At 25.6% G+C, this 20970-nt stretch carries 10 protein-coding genes and 2 pseudogenes; 2 read left to right on the forward strand and 10 right to left on the reverse strand.

Annotated features, from left to right (window positions below; translation table 11 throughout):
* Positions 1–1131: 1131 nt before the first annotated feature.
* The 3 genes from ERUM_RS03860 to ERUM_RS03870 form a co-directional block, all read right to left on the reverse strand.
* Positions 1132–1725: a hypothetical protein gene (locus ERUM_RS03860; RefSeq protein WP_011155393.1), complete on the reverse strand. Its 594-nt coding sequence runs from the start codon at positions 1723–1725 to the stop codon at positions 1132–1134.
* 2209 nt (positions 1726–3934) lie between these two features.
* Positions 3935–4351, reverse strand: a complete 417-nt coding sequence (locus ERUM_RS03865) for a hypothetical protein (RefSeq protein ID WP_231837202.1) — start codon at positions 4349–4351, stop codon at positions 3935–3937.
* Between the two features lie 461 nt (positions 4352–4812).
* Complete coding sequence (locus ERUM_RS03870) at positions 4813–5331, reverse strand: hypothetical protein (RefSeq protein ID WP_011155395.1); 519 nt, start codon at positions 5329–5331, stop codon at positions 4813–4815.
* Between the two features lie 666 nt (positions 5332–5997).
* On the opposite strand from ERUM_RS03870, the gene ERUM_RS03875 reads away from it, so the two are divergent.
* Both ERUM_RS03875 and ERUM_RS05110 read left to right on the forward strand, forming a co-directional pair.
* The gene (locus ERUM_RS03875) at positions 5998–6564 is read left to right on the forward strand and encodes a DNA-3-methyladenine glycosylase (protein ID WP_011155396.1); all 567 of its coding nucleotides are present in this window, start codon (positions 5998–6000) and stop codon (positions 6562–6564) included.
* Between the two features lie 267 nt (positions 6565–6831).
* Positions 6832–6918, forward strand: a pseudogene (locus ERUM_RS05110) (DNA-3-methyladenine glycosylase); the annotation flags it as partial.
* 1049 nt (positions 6919–7967) lie between these two features.
* On the opposite strand, the gene ERUM_RS03880 reads toward ERUM_RS05110, so the two are convergent.
* The 7 genes and pseudogenes from ERUM_RS03880 to pyrH all read right to left on the reverse strand — a co-directional run bounded on the left by ERUM_RS03880 (position 7968) and on the right by pyrH (position 18699).
* Positions 7968–8693, reverse strand: a complete 726-nt coding sequence (locus ERUM_RS03880) for a hypothetical protein (RefSeq protein WP_011155397.1) — start codon at positions 8691–8693, stop codon at positions 7968–7970.
* 188 nt (positions 8694–8881) lie between these two features.
* The gene (locus ERUM_RS03885; RefSeq protein WP_011155398.1) at positions 8882–9727 is read right to left on the reverse strand and encodes a hypothetical protein; all 846 of its coding nucleotides are present in this window, start codon (positions 9725–9727) and stop codon (positions 8882–8884) included.
* 2733 nt (positions 9728–12460) lie between these two features.
* Entirely contained in the window at positions 12461–13543 is a 1083-nt protein-coding gene (locus ERUM_RS03890; protein WP_011155399.1) for a hypothetical protein, read from the reverse strand.
* A 505-nt stretch (positions 13544–14048) separates the two neighbouring features.
* A pseudogene (locus ERUM_RS03895) lies at positions 14049–14390 on the reverse strand (amino acid kinase family protein); the annotation flags it as partial.
* 273 nt (positions 14391–14663) lie between these two features.
* Entirely contained in the window at positions 14664–15350 is a 687-nt protein-coding gene (locus tag ERUM_RS03900; RefSeq protein ID WP_011155400.1) for a phosphatidate cytidylyltransferase, read from the reverse strand.
* 2027 nt (positions 15351–17377) lie between these two features.
* On the reverse strand, positions 17378–17935 hold the full coding sequence (gene frr / locus ERUM_RS03905) for a ribosome recycling factor (protein ID WP_011155401.1): 558 nt from the start codon (positions 17933–17935) through the stop codon (positions 17378–17380).
* Between the two features lie 29 nt (positions 17936–17964).
* A complete protein-coding gene (gene pyrH, locus ERUM_RS03910) occupies positions 17965–18699 on the reverse strand; it encodes a UMP kinase (RefSeq protein ID WP_011155402.1) in 735 nt (244 codons plus the stop codon).
* Positions 18700–20970 lie beyond the last annotated feature (2271 nt).

Here is a 20970-nt window from a genome sequence, read left to right on the forward strand (position 1 = left end):
TGATAACAACCAAATATTGTAGTCCATTTCTTAACTTGAAAATACTGTAATTTACTAAGATACATATTGCAACTTACCACTCATATAGTACTAGAGTTTATATAAATTACATAATGATAATTATATTGCACTTCTTTAATCATGATAACAATCAAATATTGTAGTCTATTTCTTAACTTAAAAATACTGTAATTTACTAAGATACATATTGCAACTTACCACTCGTATAGTACTAGAGTTTATATAAATTACATAATGATAATTATATTGCACTTCTTTAATTATGATAACAATCAAATATTGTAGTCTATTTCTTAACTTAAAAATACTATAATTTACTAAGATACATATTGCAACTTACCACTCATATAGTACTAGAGTTTATATAAATTACATAATGATAATTATATTGTACTTCTTTAATCATGATAACAATCAAATATTGCAGTCCATTTCTTAAGTTAAAAATACTGTAATTTACTAAGATACATATTGCAACTTACCACTCATATAGTACTAGAGTTTATATAAATTACATAATGATAATTATATTGTACTTCTTTATTACAATAATATGATACTGATGTATAACCCTTTAAAAATATGATGATATATCAGATATATATCAAGTTTACTTCTCTCATATTACGAAATTTATACTAAATATACACTGACAATTATATTCTATTTTTAGAATATAAACATATGCCCTTCTCTCATTCAATTTGAGCATCATGTAATTCATAAGACACATATTTTTCATAGTACTATAGGTTAATATCAGCTACACATTAATAATTATATATTGTTTTGATCATAATATAGTACAAATGTAGACACTCTATATACAATAAGCACATTCATTATTACGCATTTATACAATATCCACTAAGGATATCTCACCCTATTAATTTATTATAATAATTACTATAATTCTTTTCACTACTTGAATTAGATTTATTAAAAAATAAATTTTACATTATAACTTACATATACCCTATACAAGAATAGAATAGTATATTACTTACCGCACGGTAACTTGTAACTCTTTACTATATAAGATTAATTGTCATATATTATATACTAGTATATCTAACACTGAAAAAACTATTATTTATATTATTATGTAAACTACTGCATGATATAGTCAGATAAATCTAATACAGAATTTACAATAACATTCATAATAATTCCAACATTACTCTGGGAATTGTTAGAATCTGGCACATCTTGTATTTGTGCAGCTTTTACCACTTTATCTTCTGCTTTTGTATTATTCACAAAACTCTCTACTTCAGAATCACTAACTGGTTCAACAGAAACTTGAGAACTTATAACACCATGAACTTTATCTTCTACAGAATCACATTTACTGGCAACATCAAAAACATCAGATTTATCACTTGTATCATTATGAGACCACTTCACTCCGAAACTACTGGAACATTCACAGCATTGCTGAACATCAACATTCTTCATAACAAGATGCAGACTTTCTATTTCTTCTTCTAAAATTCGACTATCTTCTCTTCCATCAGATATAACTGTAATATCACTACTAGTTTCACGCGCTCTTGTTTTAGGCAATTCTACTTTATCTAGCTCATTACAACTAGTAGTACTGTGAAAACTATAATACATACACCATATGACGGTTAATAATATCATTAACAAAATCACTAATATTATTCCTACAAGTATATAACTAATATTATTTCCATACATTACACACACTCCATTAATTTCAAAACAATAAACTCATGTGATAATCAGATAATTCACAAAATATACTCATATAAATCGGACGCATTAAGGTTCTAAATAAAGTAGAAATTGCCAATAACCGTATTTCCAATGTTAAATATATATTTTTATTAAGTTGATTATTACTTTTTGTGAATATTGAGAATCTTACTAATCCTAAAAACACACACTAGTAAGTGTACTATTATTATTTAAACAAGACAATATATTATGTATCAATAATAATATCTGATGATGTACTATTATTCCTATTTTTTGTATGCATAAAATTATTACATATTTCTCAAGACATCAATACAGTAACAAATAAAGAACACTGCTCATATAACTGGTATTATTAGATGAGTATAATACTTAAATAATCACGATATTATTTTGTAATGAACTGAATTTATATATATCGTAAAAATATATAGATCTTTATCTAGTATATCCTAATAGGATACTGTTACATAAACCAATTTACTAATTTGAAAGCATAGTATAAAATAATCTATCTTATTCTTAATTTACCACTTTAAATTATCAAGTATATGTAATATGGTATTATCAGCACATTTTTGTATATAACCATACATAACTGTATCTATAATATAACAACAGGCAATCTATAGCTGGACTTTATGATATTTTAAATCACAATTACTTTTATAATCCCTCGAATAATCTATTATTAATTTTATATTGCATATATATATTACAAGGTTACCCTCTACACATGTCATAAATAATATAATTACACTTTTCACAATATATTAGAACAAAACTGCCATGCTACATAAAAATTTTATTTCTATACATAATAGGTATATTTATATTATGCAGCAATTTTATAATATATAAATATCACAATATACAATATATATACACGATATATACACGAATAATTAATCTTATAATAATGACAGTTATTTTAATACAACATTATCTGGACATAAATGGGACATATTTATATGTCATCATTACGGAAATGCATAATCCATTATGAATCAATCATAGTAGTCAAAATATCACAAAATATAACTTTGCTAATGCAAAATACTAAGCATCTAATAAATTATGTATTAATCAAAATACACGATACACTATATTACAAATATTAAACACAAACACCATACTACCTAATATCAACATATAGCAACTATAAACCTTCTATTATTGTCAACTTTATAATCTGATTTAATACGTTAGAATATTTTTTTCTCACCAAGATTACTAATTTTATTGATACTATACTTAAGTAACAATTAGGACACAAATAATTTTGATATCAAATAATAAAGTACCATTAATAATTTGTGCTACACACTAGGTTTCTTAAATTTAATAATAGTACTAAAAAATTTATTCTTTCCTTTAGATATAGATCATGCTTTATTTCACTAAATACATCTCAAAATTATAATTATTCATAAACTAGATCTTACTAAATTTCTCAAAATTCACTCTTGCAAGTATTATCAACATATCATAAAAAAGCTCTCAATAAACTGACACATCAACTATTAATATTAGCATTATTACTGCATACATATGAAACATACTTAACCTATACACCTTAACTTAATTGCGATAATGGTACAAAACAATACAAATAATTTCTAATGGTCAGACTGTATTATCACAATTTAAAGGTCCATATTATTTTACTAATAAGTTAGTATAATGAATTTTTCATTTTCACTTTGTACACCAACAGATAAACATCCACAAATTATATTTTTTTAAATTGTTCTATAGTGCTTACCTTTATAAACATATTAACACATCCTAAAAAACCTATTAATAAGCTAATACATACATCAAATACTAACTTTAAAATTACATTATGTATGGTAAAATATATAGACTCAATTTATACATCCTAACTCAATTATGACAATAGAGTCACACTAAAAAAATAACTTACCTCACTGAGGTAACAAGCATAGAATCAACAGTTCTTGATTAACAAACAAAAATAGTCATTCTACTTATTAACTAATACATTCTAGGTACCATCTAATAAGTAATATATAATTACTATAATAGTATTACACAACAACAGAATATTTGATATTTAAGGTCAGTGATCTTCTTGCAATAATACAACAATAGAACAACTTTATATTCTATAAGATATATCTACAGAAGCATTTTTTATATTATGTCAATTTTTGCTTTTAAAAATCTAAGTTTTACTACAACCCACATCTTTTTGTTCAATGTTTACAAGATCAGTTATTATAATCACTCTACTAAGTAAGGGATATGATGTTTCTTCTACACCACTAAATTGAGTATCTTGCTGTTCTTTACTTTCCTGTTCTTGATCAAGTATACCTAGTATAGCTTTACACGACCTACCAGCTAAGACATTCTCTTGTTTCTCCTTATCAGATTTCTGACCTGCAACTCTTAATGAAGGCAACCCACATACTCTTTCCTTTAACTTAAGATAGCGATGATGATATGGACCAGTTGGACGTACTGCAACATCATAAAAAGCGATCGCATATTTGATAAGTTGACTAACACATAACAAAAGTATGATTAGTGCTAAACCTACTGAACCTATAATAGCTAAAGTGTAATAATCAGAATGCATAATACAGACCATTATTTAACTAATACACTACATTATATACAAAAATAATGAAAAAGACAAGTCTAACGCTACTCACTTAATACATATCACAGCAAAATCATTAACTAAATACTTATCATTCTCATAAGTCAATTTGTCTTAACTAAATGGAATTTAGAGTATTCAAATACATATATTACATAAATTCATAACTAAAAAGAATATAAAACGTTATACAGATTTTTCATTTAATAGACCTTATGATAGCATTAACAATTTGATAGCATCATTTTCATGAGACTTAACAATATTGTATAATAACAACACCATATATCTACAATCCTACTTAATTAGATACTAAAAAAAATTATATAACTTCTATAAGTAATTCTTTTCTAACACATTTTCTATCTTTGACAACAGATAGATCTCCAACTGTCAACAACTGATTCTCCTTTACTAAAATAACCCACCTGTTAAAACTACTCCTTACCTTGGCTATTACCCTGTTGCTCAATGATAACATCACTAACTAGAGAAGTTAGAGCCCGTCTTCGACAACACGGTGAACCAGTAGGATGTAACCCTTCCATTGTAGACTCAACTTGACTTATCTCATCTTGTTCAACTACAGTAGGGCTAGACACAAGTTGTGGTAGCTGTTCACTCTGTAGTTGATCCTGTTGTTCCTCTAGCAACTCTACAGACTCATCATTCAATTTATCTGAATTTGAACAATGGCATCCTAATGGCTGAGTATCACCTTCTGACAATATGTCAGGCTCTTTTTCACTCTTTTCTTCTTGTTTATTATTAACTAATGACTCGTTTTGTTTAGCAAGTAACTTATCCATTTTTGCCTGTGCTTTTCTTTCCCGTTCTAGACGTGTTTTGAGATCAGGAAACGCATACCTACATAGCACATGTATTAGTACACATATCGTGATGATACACGCTATCAATATAGCTAACCAAGTTATAGCAAAATCTCTATACGGCATAACACACCATTAATCAGTAACACATGGGAGTATATCACACAATAATATGAAAAATCAATAACCCTATAGGTAATTAATGTAGGAATAGTTGTACAATTTATAAAAATCTTTATAATGCTAATAAATCAATTTACCCTAATTAAATAATGTTACTAAAGTTCTCTTACAAAGTACACATATCATATAACTAGCCACTAAAAATAACTTATGAATATTATATGTTTCCAACAAATTACTAACTGTACTTGAAAACTTAAAAACATTATAATTTAGATAACATTAAACAATACTTTCATAATTATTACCATTATAATATAACTAAATATGGATAGTCACGTTACTTAAATACTACAAATATTCCTTAATCAATTTATCCTTCTATAGCATTAATATTTTATACGCTAACTAATTGTACCTATAGTATCTTACTTTAATATTGAAAAGCTATGCATATTCTTAAACCTATACTTAGATATCACCAATAATAAATGTAATTTTGTAAAATACATTTCGTATTCTATTATAATGCACATAGCTTTTTTATATTAACAAAATATCTACCCCTTCTTCACACTATCCATAGCTCATTTCCATTAATTGACAAAAATTATACATCACTAATATAATTAGTTGTAAATAGTCCCATAGTAGTGATAAAGACAATACATGTACAACATATTAAAGAAGTCATTTTATAAACAAAAATCACTTGATGTTGCAAGCAGCTTACTAGGCAAGATGTTACTTTTTAATCAACACAAAGGGATTATAACAGAAACAGAAGCATATATAGGACAAGATGATCAAGCAGCACATTCTTTCCACGGATATACAAAGCGCACTGCTGTAATGTTTGGTAACCCTGGATTCTCTTATGTTTATTTAATCTATGGAATGTATCACTGCCTCAACGTTGTTACAGAACCTGAAGGTTTCCCTGCAGCAATATTAATTCGAAGTATAATCTTATTATCTAAAAATACACCACATACAAAAGTTAATGGACCAGGGAAAATATGTAAAATCCTAGACATAACAAAAGAACATAACAATATAGACATGACAGCAAATCATAGTTTCTGCATTTGTGATACAAATCTTAATATAGATGATTATATTTGCACCCCCAGGATAGGTATTAGTAAGGCAACAGATAAATTCTGGAGATTTGTAATTCCTGACGTTACTTCACTACAATACATTGATACAAAACTAGTACCCACACTAACTTAATAAACAATAAAATTGAAAATTCTGAGCTCAATACTCTTTAATAATGCCACAAGCCATAATATATCAAAAATTAAATATACATATTAACTCAAGCAGATAAATTCTAGAGATTTGTAATTCCTGACGTTACTTCACTACAATACATTGACGCCAAACTAGTATGCACATTAACTTAATACAAACAATAAAATTGAAAATTCTAAGCTTAATACTCTTTAATAATTCCACAAGCCATAATATATCAAAAATTAAATATACATATTAACTCAAGCAGATAAATTTTGGAGATTTGTAATTCCTGACGTTACTTCACTAGAATACATTGACACCAAACTAGTATGCACATTAACTTAATACAAACAATAAAATTGAAAACTCTAAGCTTGATACTTTCTAATAATGCCACAAGCCATAACATACTTGAATATTCATGTTAACTCAATATGAACAGCTAAAAATTAAAAATAAACTATACAAACCTGTACTTTAATACTACTTTTCTAAAATAACTAGTACTGATGTTAGTATAAAGATCAAACTAATATAAATTAACAAAATATAAAAAGATACTTGAGATCTATCATCCTAATTTATATACACCAATTGATCCATAATGTGTACATTAAAATAATACACTACATATAACATAAAAATTAAAAAAACAGCTCTTGTTAAATCCGTTACCTTATCACATAACTTAACATATCAGGTTATAATTCTTTAATACTAAGTTTAATGTGTCAAATTTTATTTTTTGATAACCTAATTAGTAGTCTATATATATTTTTTAATATCTTGTATTAACGTATCACAAACAATAAAAAATATAACTAGTAAAAATGTCAAGAAATATTGACTACAATAAAACACTAATCATATTCTCTACATAAATGAAACTCTCATTTAGCTCCCTTACAATTATAACAAATTTGATCATGTATATAATCAATAGTACTAATATTTAGTATATCAAATATACAAATTATATATTACCTAGCTAACATTAATATATCAAAAATTAAAAATTAAAGTACTACACTTACAACAAACTAAACTACATCTTAGTTTAACAAAACTGTTGAATAAAATTATACTAATACACAATTTTAAATATACAGTTATGTCATACTAATGCAACATAACTGAAATTAGTAATTAAATAATATTACATAACTTACATATCAATATTTACTTTTCACATCAGTAAAAATTAGCAAATAAAATAACTCAACACTGACCAAGATAGTTAAGAATTAACACATTAGACACACACTATTACAATTTATAGAATAAAAAGCACAAGTTAATTTATACCAATACACACTACTTATCCAAGTGAATAAAAATTAACCTAATATTTGAACATTCCACATAACAAATACAAATAAAGCTTAGAAATTTATCTAATGACTAATACAATGGTTTATATCATATAATGATATAGTAGTAAAAGTAACATCATCAGTACACAACTGTTTTTGATTATTACAATAAACATTACCACTTAATGTACATATATTTTTCATTATATAAGTAAAACCACTATGAATAAAAGATAAAGCATATTCAAATTTCATTCCATATATTTCCATTAATTCAATATCACTTTGTTCACATATACTTTTTGTCAACTTTAAAATATTATTTACAAGCAAACGTACATATAGCACTCTTTGTAGTTCGCACTGTATAGTTTCCTCATTACATATAGTATATATTGTATCCTCAAATTGCATTATTAATACTTCTAGTGATAATACCCTCCCAGTAATATACTGATTAACAATTCGGTCATCTATTTCAGATATTAAATCTTGGATGTATTTAGAACCAGCTTTTACCATCAGACCACCATATTGAGCAGATTTTGCTGCTACAGAGTTAACATTATTATAATCACAAAAATTTCTTAATGTACTTCTAAATTCTTTTTTTAGACCACATAAAACAGAGTTTTTAACCCTGTTTTCAATAGATAAATTCACAGCATTTTTAGTTTTACCAGTATTATTGAAAACACAGTTTTTAATATTAGCATATGCAATATCGATACAATACAAAATTAACATCAAGCAAAATAACAATATAATCACACCTATAGTACTAACTATATACAAAGAAAGTTTCATAACTATTTATCCAGAAAATGACGTTATTAAATTGAAAGTGAAAAAGTATGAATTTATAACAACACGAGATTTACGATTTCACTATGTACTACACATATAAAGAATTTATTAAAAATATGTTTCAATTCACCAATGCTAATTAGGAACCCTATTAATAAAATCCTTTTACACAAATATAAAAATACCTTTTAGCACAACATTCTATCTATTATATTGTTACGCCGATTAAATAACTCAACAACAGACACATCATCTACAGAAGTACTTAATATAGAAATATAACGTTTCACTTTACTAGTAATACGCTCATTGACCAAGTTAGCAAAATATTCCATACAATCAACTACAGAAGCAACTAATAATTGATCCCTTAGGGAACAACTTGTATGTTGCATCAATAGCTTACAACTACTATTGATAATATATAATGAAAGATTTATAGTTATTAGTAAATTTTTAAACATGTTTAGATTTGCCGTATTATTAGGCACACCACGACTTATTAGTGTAGTAATTGCATTAGACCATTCAAGAATAATAACAGATGCTGATAATCTGATTCTATTTATTTCTTTATTCCTAATATGTACATTATTAAACAAACCTGGCTTATTTAAAATATCACAAGATTTCTCAACAAGCTGTATTAAAGAATCAGCTAAAACACCTAAATCCCCACACTCACGCCTATGAGTTATTGCTGACTGACGATAACTATTGTATAATATTTTACTATTTAATCGCAAAATAGGCTTAAGAGAAGTACAAATAAACTTATTAACTGATAACCTAGTTCTATTTATCATATCTTTACCTATAATATTCGTACAACTAAATAAATCCAACTTACTTAATAAAATATCAAAAGAGCATTCAAAAGAATGTATTAAGGAATCTACTAAAATACTCAAATCCTCATACTGAAATCTTTTATCTATAGTTGACCTATAGTAATCAGTATACAACGTATTGTTACTTAAATGAGGCATTAGTAGTTTACAAAAAGGATACATCAATTTATAAGAAGTAATCATATTAATAACTATATAAAATATTTAATAAATAATAATATATTAATCTATTAAATATTTACAACAAATAATATATATTATTAATATATATTGATATATAAGTTCACACTATATTAATGAACAAATAATTAAGAGTAATAGAGGGATAAGATTACATATATAAGCCTTATCTTAACTAAAATAATTAATAAGTCACATCTCATTAGTAAAATACTTAATGAAATGTGACTTATCAGACTTATATAAATTGCAAAAAAAATTAAGACATCTTAATATATCATATTTTTTGCTTATACTCAATATATATTTATTAATTCTAGACAAAAGTTCAAACTTACAAAAGTTGGTACTACTTCTTCCAGATAAAACAATATTGTCAAATTACCAAATGAACTATGTATGACACATATAATTTGTGACTAATATACTATATTATCAGATACTGATATACGATTAAATTGCTATAATACTCAAATCACATGTATAGAGTGATATATAAGCAATATTTTATTATTTAATAACCAACTAACTATATTAATTTTATAACATTCATTATTAAAAGAAACCTTTGAGAAAAAAGTATCATATTATCACACTTACCAAAAATTTGATGAAATTCAAGATTTACAAATCACCCAAATTTATCAAAATCAACGATATTAAATAACTCACAACAAAGATATATTTTACCAGCAATTTAAAAACCCTATAAAAACACATTACATAACTACTAGATCTATCATAAACATTATTAAAAACATATGTTATACAGAAACTAACCTTTACTTATCAAGCATCTATACTTAAGTCATAAAACAATTAATATATACTTTAACTACACACAAAAACCTAATATCCTCCACTGAAGCATATTAAACTATCTTACAATTATACAAAGAATTCACATATACATATTACATGTGTTATTTATTGCTACACCAATCCTATACTCAATTCTTAATAACAACTGTTTCTATACAAACTCAAAATAGTACGCAATTTTTAATAATCTTACTATGCACATAATATCACTTTCAGAATAGTTTTTTGATTTTAGAATTGTTCTTTCAACTCTATACTAATACCATAAACTTTTATCCATAGATTGAAAAACATTTAATAAACCTGATCCAGAACAGAAATATAGATAATTCATTGATATTGAGATATTAAACAATTCTGAGAGGTTTAGTATTTTTGAAATGTTTAACCTACTAGTACTATCTTTATATAACAGTACGATTTCAATGATGAATCATTATTAATAAATAACACAATAACATATACAATAAGGCTTATATCTTATCTGCATATCACACATTCTATACACTCACGCATGATCGAACATTCATATACAATACCTATATAACTCATATAGTTATGATTAACTTTTCAACATAAAAACATTTACAATACAAATATAAACATCAACGTATTAACTATCACACTAATGATGTAATAAGCATACATAGATATAATCAGATTGCTAATAGTTAAACTTCACAGAAAAATAATATACTTTATTTTAGAATACTCATACCATACTACTAAAAATATAAACTAAACCGCATTTTACAATAATACTTTTTTATACATAATACAGAAATTTCATAATAAACTTGCATAAATACACACAATAAACAACTTGATAAAATTACGCATAAAAATATACAAATTTATATTAAACCAAGGATGGAAAATCAAGTATTGCAATACTACATAACAACCAAATATTATTTAATATAATTTCCAACAAAAACATAAAACAAATTTTATGTTATAAATTTAACTATAAATAAAAAACGAGAAGTACCTTATAAATTAAAAGAAACACAACACATTAAACACTTAAAAATACGTCTAAAATTACTAGGATCAATAATATAACAATTTCACAATATCTTAATACCAGCACAATATAGATATAACAATTAAAGAACCTTTACACTTAGTCTTAATAAAAACTTAACCAATACATATATTACCTAATTTTAACTACAATATTAAACATATAAATAAACTGAAAACTCATACTTAACATTCAAATAACTACAATAAATTTAATAAAAGTAATCTCAATAAGCAGCAATATATAAATATTACTTAAACATACATACAATATTTGATAATACACTAAACAATATTCATTACTTAAAAAATGCAAACAATAATAATATTATCAAATTCACAAGTATAACTACAAACTTCAAGACTACAAATATGTACAATATATTTAAATATTAATACTAAATATATAATAGACTATGGTAATTATAGTTAAATATAATACAAAGAAAGAACAAAAATTCTAAATATTAAAACTTTTCTTACTATACAAGGGGAGATTGCTTGTATAAATACTCTGTAAAATACTACTATTAATAAAAAAGAAAAGAGCTAACTGATAGAAATTAATCAGTATAGTGAAAATAGATACAGAGTATAGCAATACTATATAACTTGATAATAATTTATTAACAAAGTGATAATTCTGAAAAAGTTAACTATTAATTAAATCAATAAACTTAATGATATGACATTTCTGATATTAGAATACTAAATGCATCGAATAAATAGCTGTTTAGATAAAATTAATAACCAGAAACCAGATAATAAAAATGATATATAATTACCTTAATATATTACATAATACAATCCTACTACTAATATAAAGTAAACACATTATTAATTCTATATTCAAAACTATAAATAAAAGTTTTAATATTTAAGTAATTTTTATATGCCAATAGATGGGTTTTTAATCACCTCAAACGTTGCACTCACAACAGACCTACTACTAGGACCAGCACCATCATCACTTGTATTCCCAACCGATAAAAATGTTACTTTTGCTCTTCCATTCAGTAACTTTATTTGCCCATTACTTGAAACTAACAATTCTACTCCATTAGGAAATGATTTACCTTGATTATTATGAAGCCTGTCATATTGCATTACACAATTTACCATATCTTGTAATGTTACACCACATGTCTCTTTTATCTTATCAAAAGAAGCTTTATATAATTTAGCAATACTAGATAATGCTATTTCCTTAAAACTTATTGCATAATCAGATTCGCAAAAACCAGGCTCTCTAATACTAAAATAATCCTTTAAATTTTGATCACCAATAACACCACACCTATGACCAACCCTCGCCAATTCAAGCATTTTTGGATCTTCACATTTAGATATTATATCCTCAAGTAGTAGTTTTTCCATCTCATCAACAAAAAAGTTAATATTATGGACAGCTAATATCAACTGTGTAAAACCTTGCGAAAAAAAATTGCTATATCTTATCAAAGTAGCACAATCTTTCCGAATTCTGTCAAAAAGCTTTTTTATCCTGAACAAAGATGATTCTACATATCTAGGTAACCCTTCCATCCCATCAAAAAAACAACGATTTTTTACCATGCTAAGTATTTCACTATATTTTGATTCCATTTCAACAAATAATCCTATATACCGGGGTAAAATCTCTCTTCTACTAAATGGATGGTGCATCATCTTATCTAACATTTTACAATATGTAGTAGTTATACGAGATATATTAACACTAATATCTTCTACAAGATTAGATCTTACATTTACATCCCCTACCATTTCAGGTTGATTTAAAATATCACAAGCACAGCTTGCAAGTTTTATTAATGCCCCTTCTTTACAACTAAATGGCGCATAAACCTCCTGAACACCTTCTATACTTATACAATGTGTATCATATAAACGAAGAGTTGCTAAATTTAATTGCCGTAAGAAAAATGCATAAAGAAATTCACTTACATTATGTACAATATCAATATCACCCATATTCAGGATCTCCAGTAAATGTAAAAATTTTATTAAGTTAAATTAACACTCTATAAAAAAATAGTAAACAAAAATTTAATAAATAAATAAATTATTTTAAAATAATTACTTTATTAGTAATAAGTAGTTTAAGTATTGATCGATAGATCTTATATAAAGAGGAAAGTAAAACAGCCAATTTAACTACAGTATTAGTAAAACTAATATAATTACATTTTCAAAAACAAAGTAATTAATCTGATTAGTAAAAATGAATATCTAATATTATAGAAATGATAGATATATTAACTTTCAACATACATTTTGTTATTATATTATATAAAACACTGATTTGACTTTAATAACGTCAAGGTTTACTTACAAAGAAATATAAAAAAACTATAAGTACTGATTATAAATATCTATTCAGACAAATTACTAAGTATTCAACAAGAATTCTAATAAACTTTTTATATAATATGTGATCAATAACACAGTAAAAATAAAACTATTTATTTGAAACACATATTGAATGATCTCGAGCCAAGGATACAGCTGCAACATCCATAATTTTAAGATCAAGAGATAATAACTCACGATAAGAAATCTTATCATACCTAACTGCATCAGTAACTTTTTTAGAATCTGCTGAGTAGACACCATCAACTTGCGTCCCTTTAAATATCACATTACATCCCATTTCTATGCCACGTAAAGCAGCAGCAGTATCTGTAGTAAAAAAAGGATTACCTACCCCAGCTGCACAAATAACTATTCTTCCCTTCTCTAAATGACGGATAGCACGCCTCCTAATATATGTCTCACATACTGCAGTAATAGAAACTGCAGACAAGACTCTAGATTGTACAAGGTAATTTATATAAATTCACTTAAAGAAGATAACATTTGTGTTCCCAAAGTCATAGGTAGTCACTTTAATACTACTCAAAAAAACATATATTATGTATTTAAAAAGAATTTTGAAAAACTTTTGACATAATATGCGACCAACGGAGCAGTAAAAATAAAACTATTTATTTGAAACACATAAGGTAATTTATATAAATTCACTTAAAGAAGATAACATTTGTATTCCCAAAGTCATAAGTAGTCACTTTAATACTATTCAAAAAAACATATATTATGTATTTAAAAAGAATTTTGAAAAACTTTTGACATAATATGCGACCAACGGAGCAGTAAAAATAAAACTATCCATACGATCGAGAATGCCTCCATGTCCAGGTACAAAAGTACCACTTTCTTTAACTTTACATATACGTTTCACACAAGATTCCGTAACATCCCCAAGCTGAGCAACAACAGCAATAACAACACCAGCAACTAAAGCATGAGAGACAAAAAATATTCCAAAAATTATCGACACAACCACACTAACAAACATTCCGATAACAATTCCTCCAAGCAACCCTGACCAAGTTTTGTTAGGACTAATAAAAGGAATCATCTTTTTTCCGCCAATATTTTTACCAACAAAATACGCTGCTATATCTGTCCCCCATATCACAGATATTAACCACAATAAAATTATCTCTCCATTAGGCAATCCATAGATATATACTAAAGATGCATAAGGTATAACTATCATAAATACTGCAATAAAATATGATATTTTCTTATCCTCTATCATATTAAACAATTCACATGAAGAAACTACAGTAATAAAAAAACATAAAGTATAGAACGTCATTTTGCCACAATATAAAGACAAAAATACAATAATAAACATAACTATAGAAGATAATGATCTTACCAATAAATTACTACTTATCATTTCCCTCCTAACCAAATATTTCTTAAATCCCATAAGCTACTTTTTAATAGAAGCAAGTAACTATAACATATCAATATAATTTATCATAGTAGTAACTAAAATCATAATAAAGTAACCTTTGTTAATTATTAGCAAATAATAAAAAGTATAGCAGACTATTTATTAAAAAATCTATATAGTATTTTTTTTATTTCACTATAATACACCTTAAAAATACATATATTACTCATAATTAGCACTTTTTCAAAAACACATTAACATTTACCGTTATTTTATTCACTAAACGGTTTTCCAATCTAGAAAAGCATTTACACACATATTTTTGATTTTTCATTATAGAACATAGTAGAATGTTTCTTTTGGATATATATAATTGCATCTAAAACAGATAATACAATAATTATCAATGTTCACAGCATAGCTTAACTTGATAATACAAAACATAGTTTACACTTCAATAACATGCAAGAAATCTTTATGCTATAAAAAATTGTAAGCATTTTCTTACTATAATAGTATACTAGTTTAAAATAAATTACTCAGATGATTTTGTATAATTTTAAAATGTAATTTGATAATAGCTTATATGATAAGCGGTAATTATATAATTTTCTCCACTACATAAAGATGTAATAAAATTATTACACTATAAAAGTTTTTGAAAATTACCTTCACTTTGTTCTAATATTATAGAGCAGTAACCATTACTAGTATTTAACTTTACAATAAACCATGTTTAACTAGTATTACGTTTTTTAATCAATAATGATTTGATAATGCATAAATACTCTTTATTACATTCAAAGCTATTTTTTTAACCACTTGATCTCACTACACAACTACAATGAAGCAGAGCTATGAAATACCTTAAAAATTTACATATAGTAAATACTGATTGAAAGCTGCATATTTATTAGATTTTTACACAAGATAACATGACATATAAATCCAATACTGAGAACACTAATATAATTGATAACGAAACTTATAGAACTACATAGTGATAAGTAGTTCTGTAGATTTTTTTTTACAAAACAAGATAATATTACATACAAATCCAGCATTTATAACACTACATATCAATAATATAATTTATAAGGAAACTGCATAAAACATTTAGTATACTGATCTCAACAAATAATAAGTTTTTAACATACCACTAAATATGCAAATACTAAAACCTATCACAAAATCATAAAAAGAAAAGAAGCTACTACACTAGAAATTGAATAAATTATAGAGTTACCAATATATTGCAGATTGATAGTAAAAACACGTGATGTTTCATACATAATAAAGATATAAGAACTAGTAAACTTATCTTACCAATTTCAAGTCTTAGTATGTCGAATTTATAATTATATAAGAAAAGAAGACCCACAAAAAAACAAAATAAGTATTGTAAAAAAAATTAACTAGCACATCATAAGTCAAACTACTTTATACTTATCACAAAAAAATTGGTAAATTCTTAAGCTAATAGAATATCTGTAAAAAATATAAACTACAAATACTCTGACAATTAATACTAAACAGTGATTAGTATTTCATACATAATTAGATCAAGAATACCTATTTTTTAAATTTAGTTACAAGATTTAAGTATTACTACATAATACCAAAACATACACATAATATGTGTTATATAAACAACAATGTACTCTATTATCTTTAAATGATCTCACTATGATTATTCTAGTAATTATTTATAAATAATTATTATAAAGCACAATAATTATATTCACATATAACCACATAAACTTTATAGTACAATAAGTTATAAAAGATCAATATTGCCATTAGTATTTCAAACACAATCACATAAGATAATTTTCATTCAAAGTAGTACTTATTTTATGTCTTTTATTCCAAATTGAACAATTTTACAGACAATAATATAAAATATTACTATAAATGGTACATAATATCCTTTCACTATGGTATAAATGTACTATTATTCCCCAATCATTTACTCAGCATCATAAACATAATATAATACTACTAACAAGCAAGTACCTAATTAAAATTAAGTATTACATAAACTAAACCATGTACTCATTTTATACATGTAACAGTTCTTTCTCTTTTGCTAAAAAAGTATCATTTATCTTCTTTATAATTTCATCAGTAATTTTTTGTATTTCTACTCCAGCTATACGTAAATCATCTTCGGAAATATCTTTATTATCTTGCATTATCTTAAGCTTATCCATAATATCTCTCCGTATATTCCTGATAGAAATTCTACAATCTTCCGAAATTTTACCTAACAACTTTACTAGATTCTTTCTCATATCTTGTGTCATATCCGGAACAGTCAACCTTATAACGGCACCTTCACAAGAGAACCCAAATCCTAAATTTGAATTTATAATTGCTGTTTTTATAGCACCTACATTATTGATTTCCCATACCTTAACTAATAAAGTTTTATTATCGGATACAGATATACTAGAGATCGTATTAAGTTTAACACGTCCACCATAAGTTTCAACAACAATCCCATCTAAAACTGAAGCTCTAGCTCTCCCAGTTCTAATACCATCAACATCACTTAAATATACCGATAATGTCTTCTCCATTCTATTCTTAGCATCTTGCTTTATTGTATTAATCATCTTATTATACCAACTATTTCTATTAAATCTTAATTATATATTGTTGTATACAAACCACCACCACAGATTATATCAGCAAGTGCACCACGTTTACCTAGATTAAACACAATAATAGGAATTGAATGATCTCGAGCCAAGGATACAGCTGCAACATCCATAATTTTAAGATCAAGAGATAATAACTCACGATAAGAAATCTTATCATACCTAACTGCATCAGCAACTTTTTTAGGATCTGCTGAGTAGACACCATCAACTTGCGTCCCTTTAAATATCACATTACATCCCATTTCTATGCCACGTAAAGCAGCAGCAGTATCTGTAGTAAAAAAAGGATTACCTACCCCAGCTGCACAAATAACTATTCTTCCCTTCTCTAAATGACGGATAGCACGCCTCCTAATATATGTCTCACATACTGCAGTAATAGAAACTGCAGACAAGACTCTAGATTGTACATTTATTTTTTCTAAAGAGTTTTGTAAAGACAGTGCATTCATCATAGTAGCTAACATGCCTATATAATCATTACTAGCCCTCTCAAAACCAAAAGGTGCAGAAGCAGAAGCACCACGAAATATATTACCACCACCTACAACTAAACATAACTGTACACCAAGATCATGTACTTCCTTAAGGTCATGTGATAGATTATCAATAGTTTCAATATCCCACCCAAAGCCTTTATCTCCCATTAATGCTTCACCAGATACTTTTAGTAAAACTCTCGAGTATTTAAGCTCATTAGCAGAGTTTTCACTCATTTACTTTCCTTTTATCATCTAACAATTATAGACACAGTTAATTATATAATTAGCAATAAAAAGATGCAATATACAATTTATCATAACCAAAACCCATTATTTAGTACTATGCTATAGTAGATAATACAAAAAACTTAAACACAATTACTGTGCCGTTGGTCTATGATAAACATAACCCCATAGATTACACCTACAATATAGCTATAATTAAATCCTAATACAAATATAAACAAAAATACAATTCGTAATAGGAAAAATCTAATATTAATTCATACCTTATTTGACAGCACACATATATATACAACTATTGTGCTTGTACATATATAATAATCATAATCTTGCAGATTACACATATCGTAACAAATATCAGTAAGGATATAATTTTAATAAGTGAAGTCTAATATTAACTTATATCCTATTTGACTGCATATATATACAACTATTGTGCCTGTACATATATAATAATCATAATCTTGCAGACTACACATATCGTAACAAACATCAGTAAGGATATAATTTTAATAAGTGAAGATCTAATATTAACTTATATCCTATTTGACTGCATATATATATACAACTATTGTGCCTGTACATATATAATAATCATAATCTTGCAGACTACACATATCGTAACAAACATCAGTAAGGATATAATTTTAATAAGTGAAGTCTAATATTAACTTATATCCTATTTGACTGCATATATATATACAACTATTGTGCCTGTACATATATAATAATCATAATCTTGCAGACTACACATATCGTAACAAACATCAGTAAGGATATAATTTTAATAAGTGAAGTCTAATATTAACTTATATCCTATTTGACTGCATATATATATACAACTATTGTGCTTGTACATATATATAACCATAATCTTGCAGACTACACATATCGTAACAAACATCAGTAAGGATATAATTTTAATAGTGAAGTCTAATATTAACTTATATCCTATTTGACTGCATATATATATAACTATTGTGCCTGTACATATATAATAATCATAATCTTGCAGATTACACATATCGTAACAAATATCAGTAAGGATATAATTTTAATAAGTGAAGTCTAATATTAACTTATATCCTATTTGACTGCATATATATATACAACTATTGTACCTGTACATATATAATAATCATAATCTTGCAGATTACACATATCGTAACAAATATCAGTAAGGATATAATTTTAATAAGTGAAGTCTAATATTAACTTATATCCTATTTGACTGCATATATATACAACTACTGTAAATTCTACTTTATAAGCAATATATAGTAACTTTATAATAAATATATCATTAATCATTAATTGCACTATACTTTACCTAATAAATATTAGGTCACTTTTGTATTGAATGTATAAAATTTTATTTAACTTCCCTTTCTTAGTAATGGATTATACTACAATTAGACAAATACTGCACTTCTATAAGTAATATATACCTTGTAATTATGTGTATAATCTAACAACTATATCTTACATAAACACACTATAGCAGATTAAACTAACCTTATATTATAAATTAATAAACTCATTATTTTAGCAACATATATATAATCTTAACTATCTTAAAATGGAACTTAATTAGTGATTTGTGATAATATATATTGAAACATATTCTTTATTATGTTTCCATTGATATCCTAATTAACAATACAATAAACAAATTCATATATGCTATATTTTTAGTTTATTGTTTATACTTAACAATAATGTAAGCATAAATTAGTTATACATGTCATATAAATATAAAAAAACCTATACTTTTTTATTAATCACAAATTTTTATAAAAATTCACTGTACATAGTTAGGAATGGCATTTATAGCAATATGAAAATACACAAGCAACAAAACCTTAAATATAACATAGTAATTTATAATTAATAATATAAGCTCATATAAGTATCTCAAATGATATGCCGAAATTAGGAATAAGCTTTTTTTATTATGATAACATTATTGAATATGTAATTGATATATATTCAAATAAACCTGATTATTTCTAATAAACATAGTAAACCATATCTACTATAAAGCATATACTTATTTATCAATAATAAATAATACAAAAGATAATCCTAACTTTCTCTATTACCATAAGTGCCACTGTACAATTTTTTCACACTTATGTTAGATAAAAAAATATTATAAATTCACCACTTATACATCAGAGTACAATATACCGAAAGCAAATATATTCATTTACCAACAGAAAATAATACAAAATGATAATCTTACTATAAGTAAACTTTCTC

It is taken from the genome of Ehrlichia ruminantium str. Welgevonden, from assembly GCF_000026005.1.
GTDB classification, from domain to species: domain Bacteria; phylum Pseudomonadota; class Alphaproteobacteria; order Rickettsiales; family Anaplasmataceae; genus Ehrlichia; species Ehrlichia ruminantium.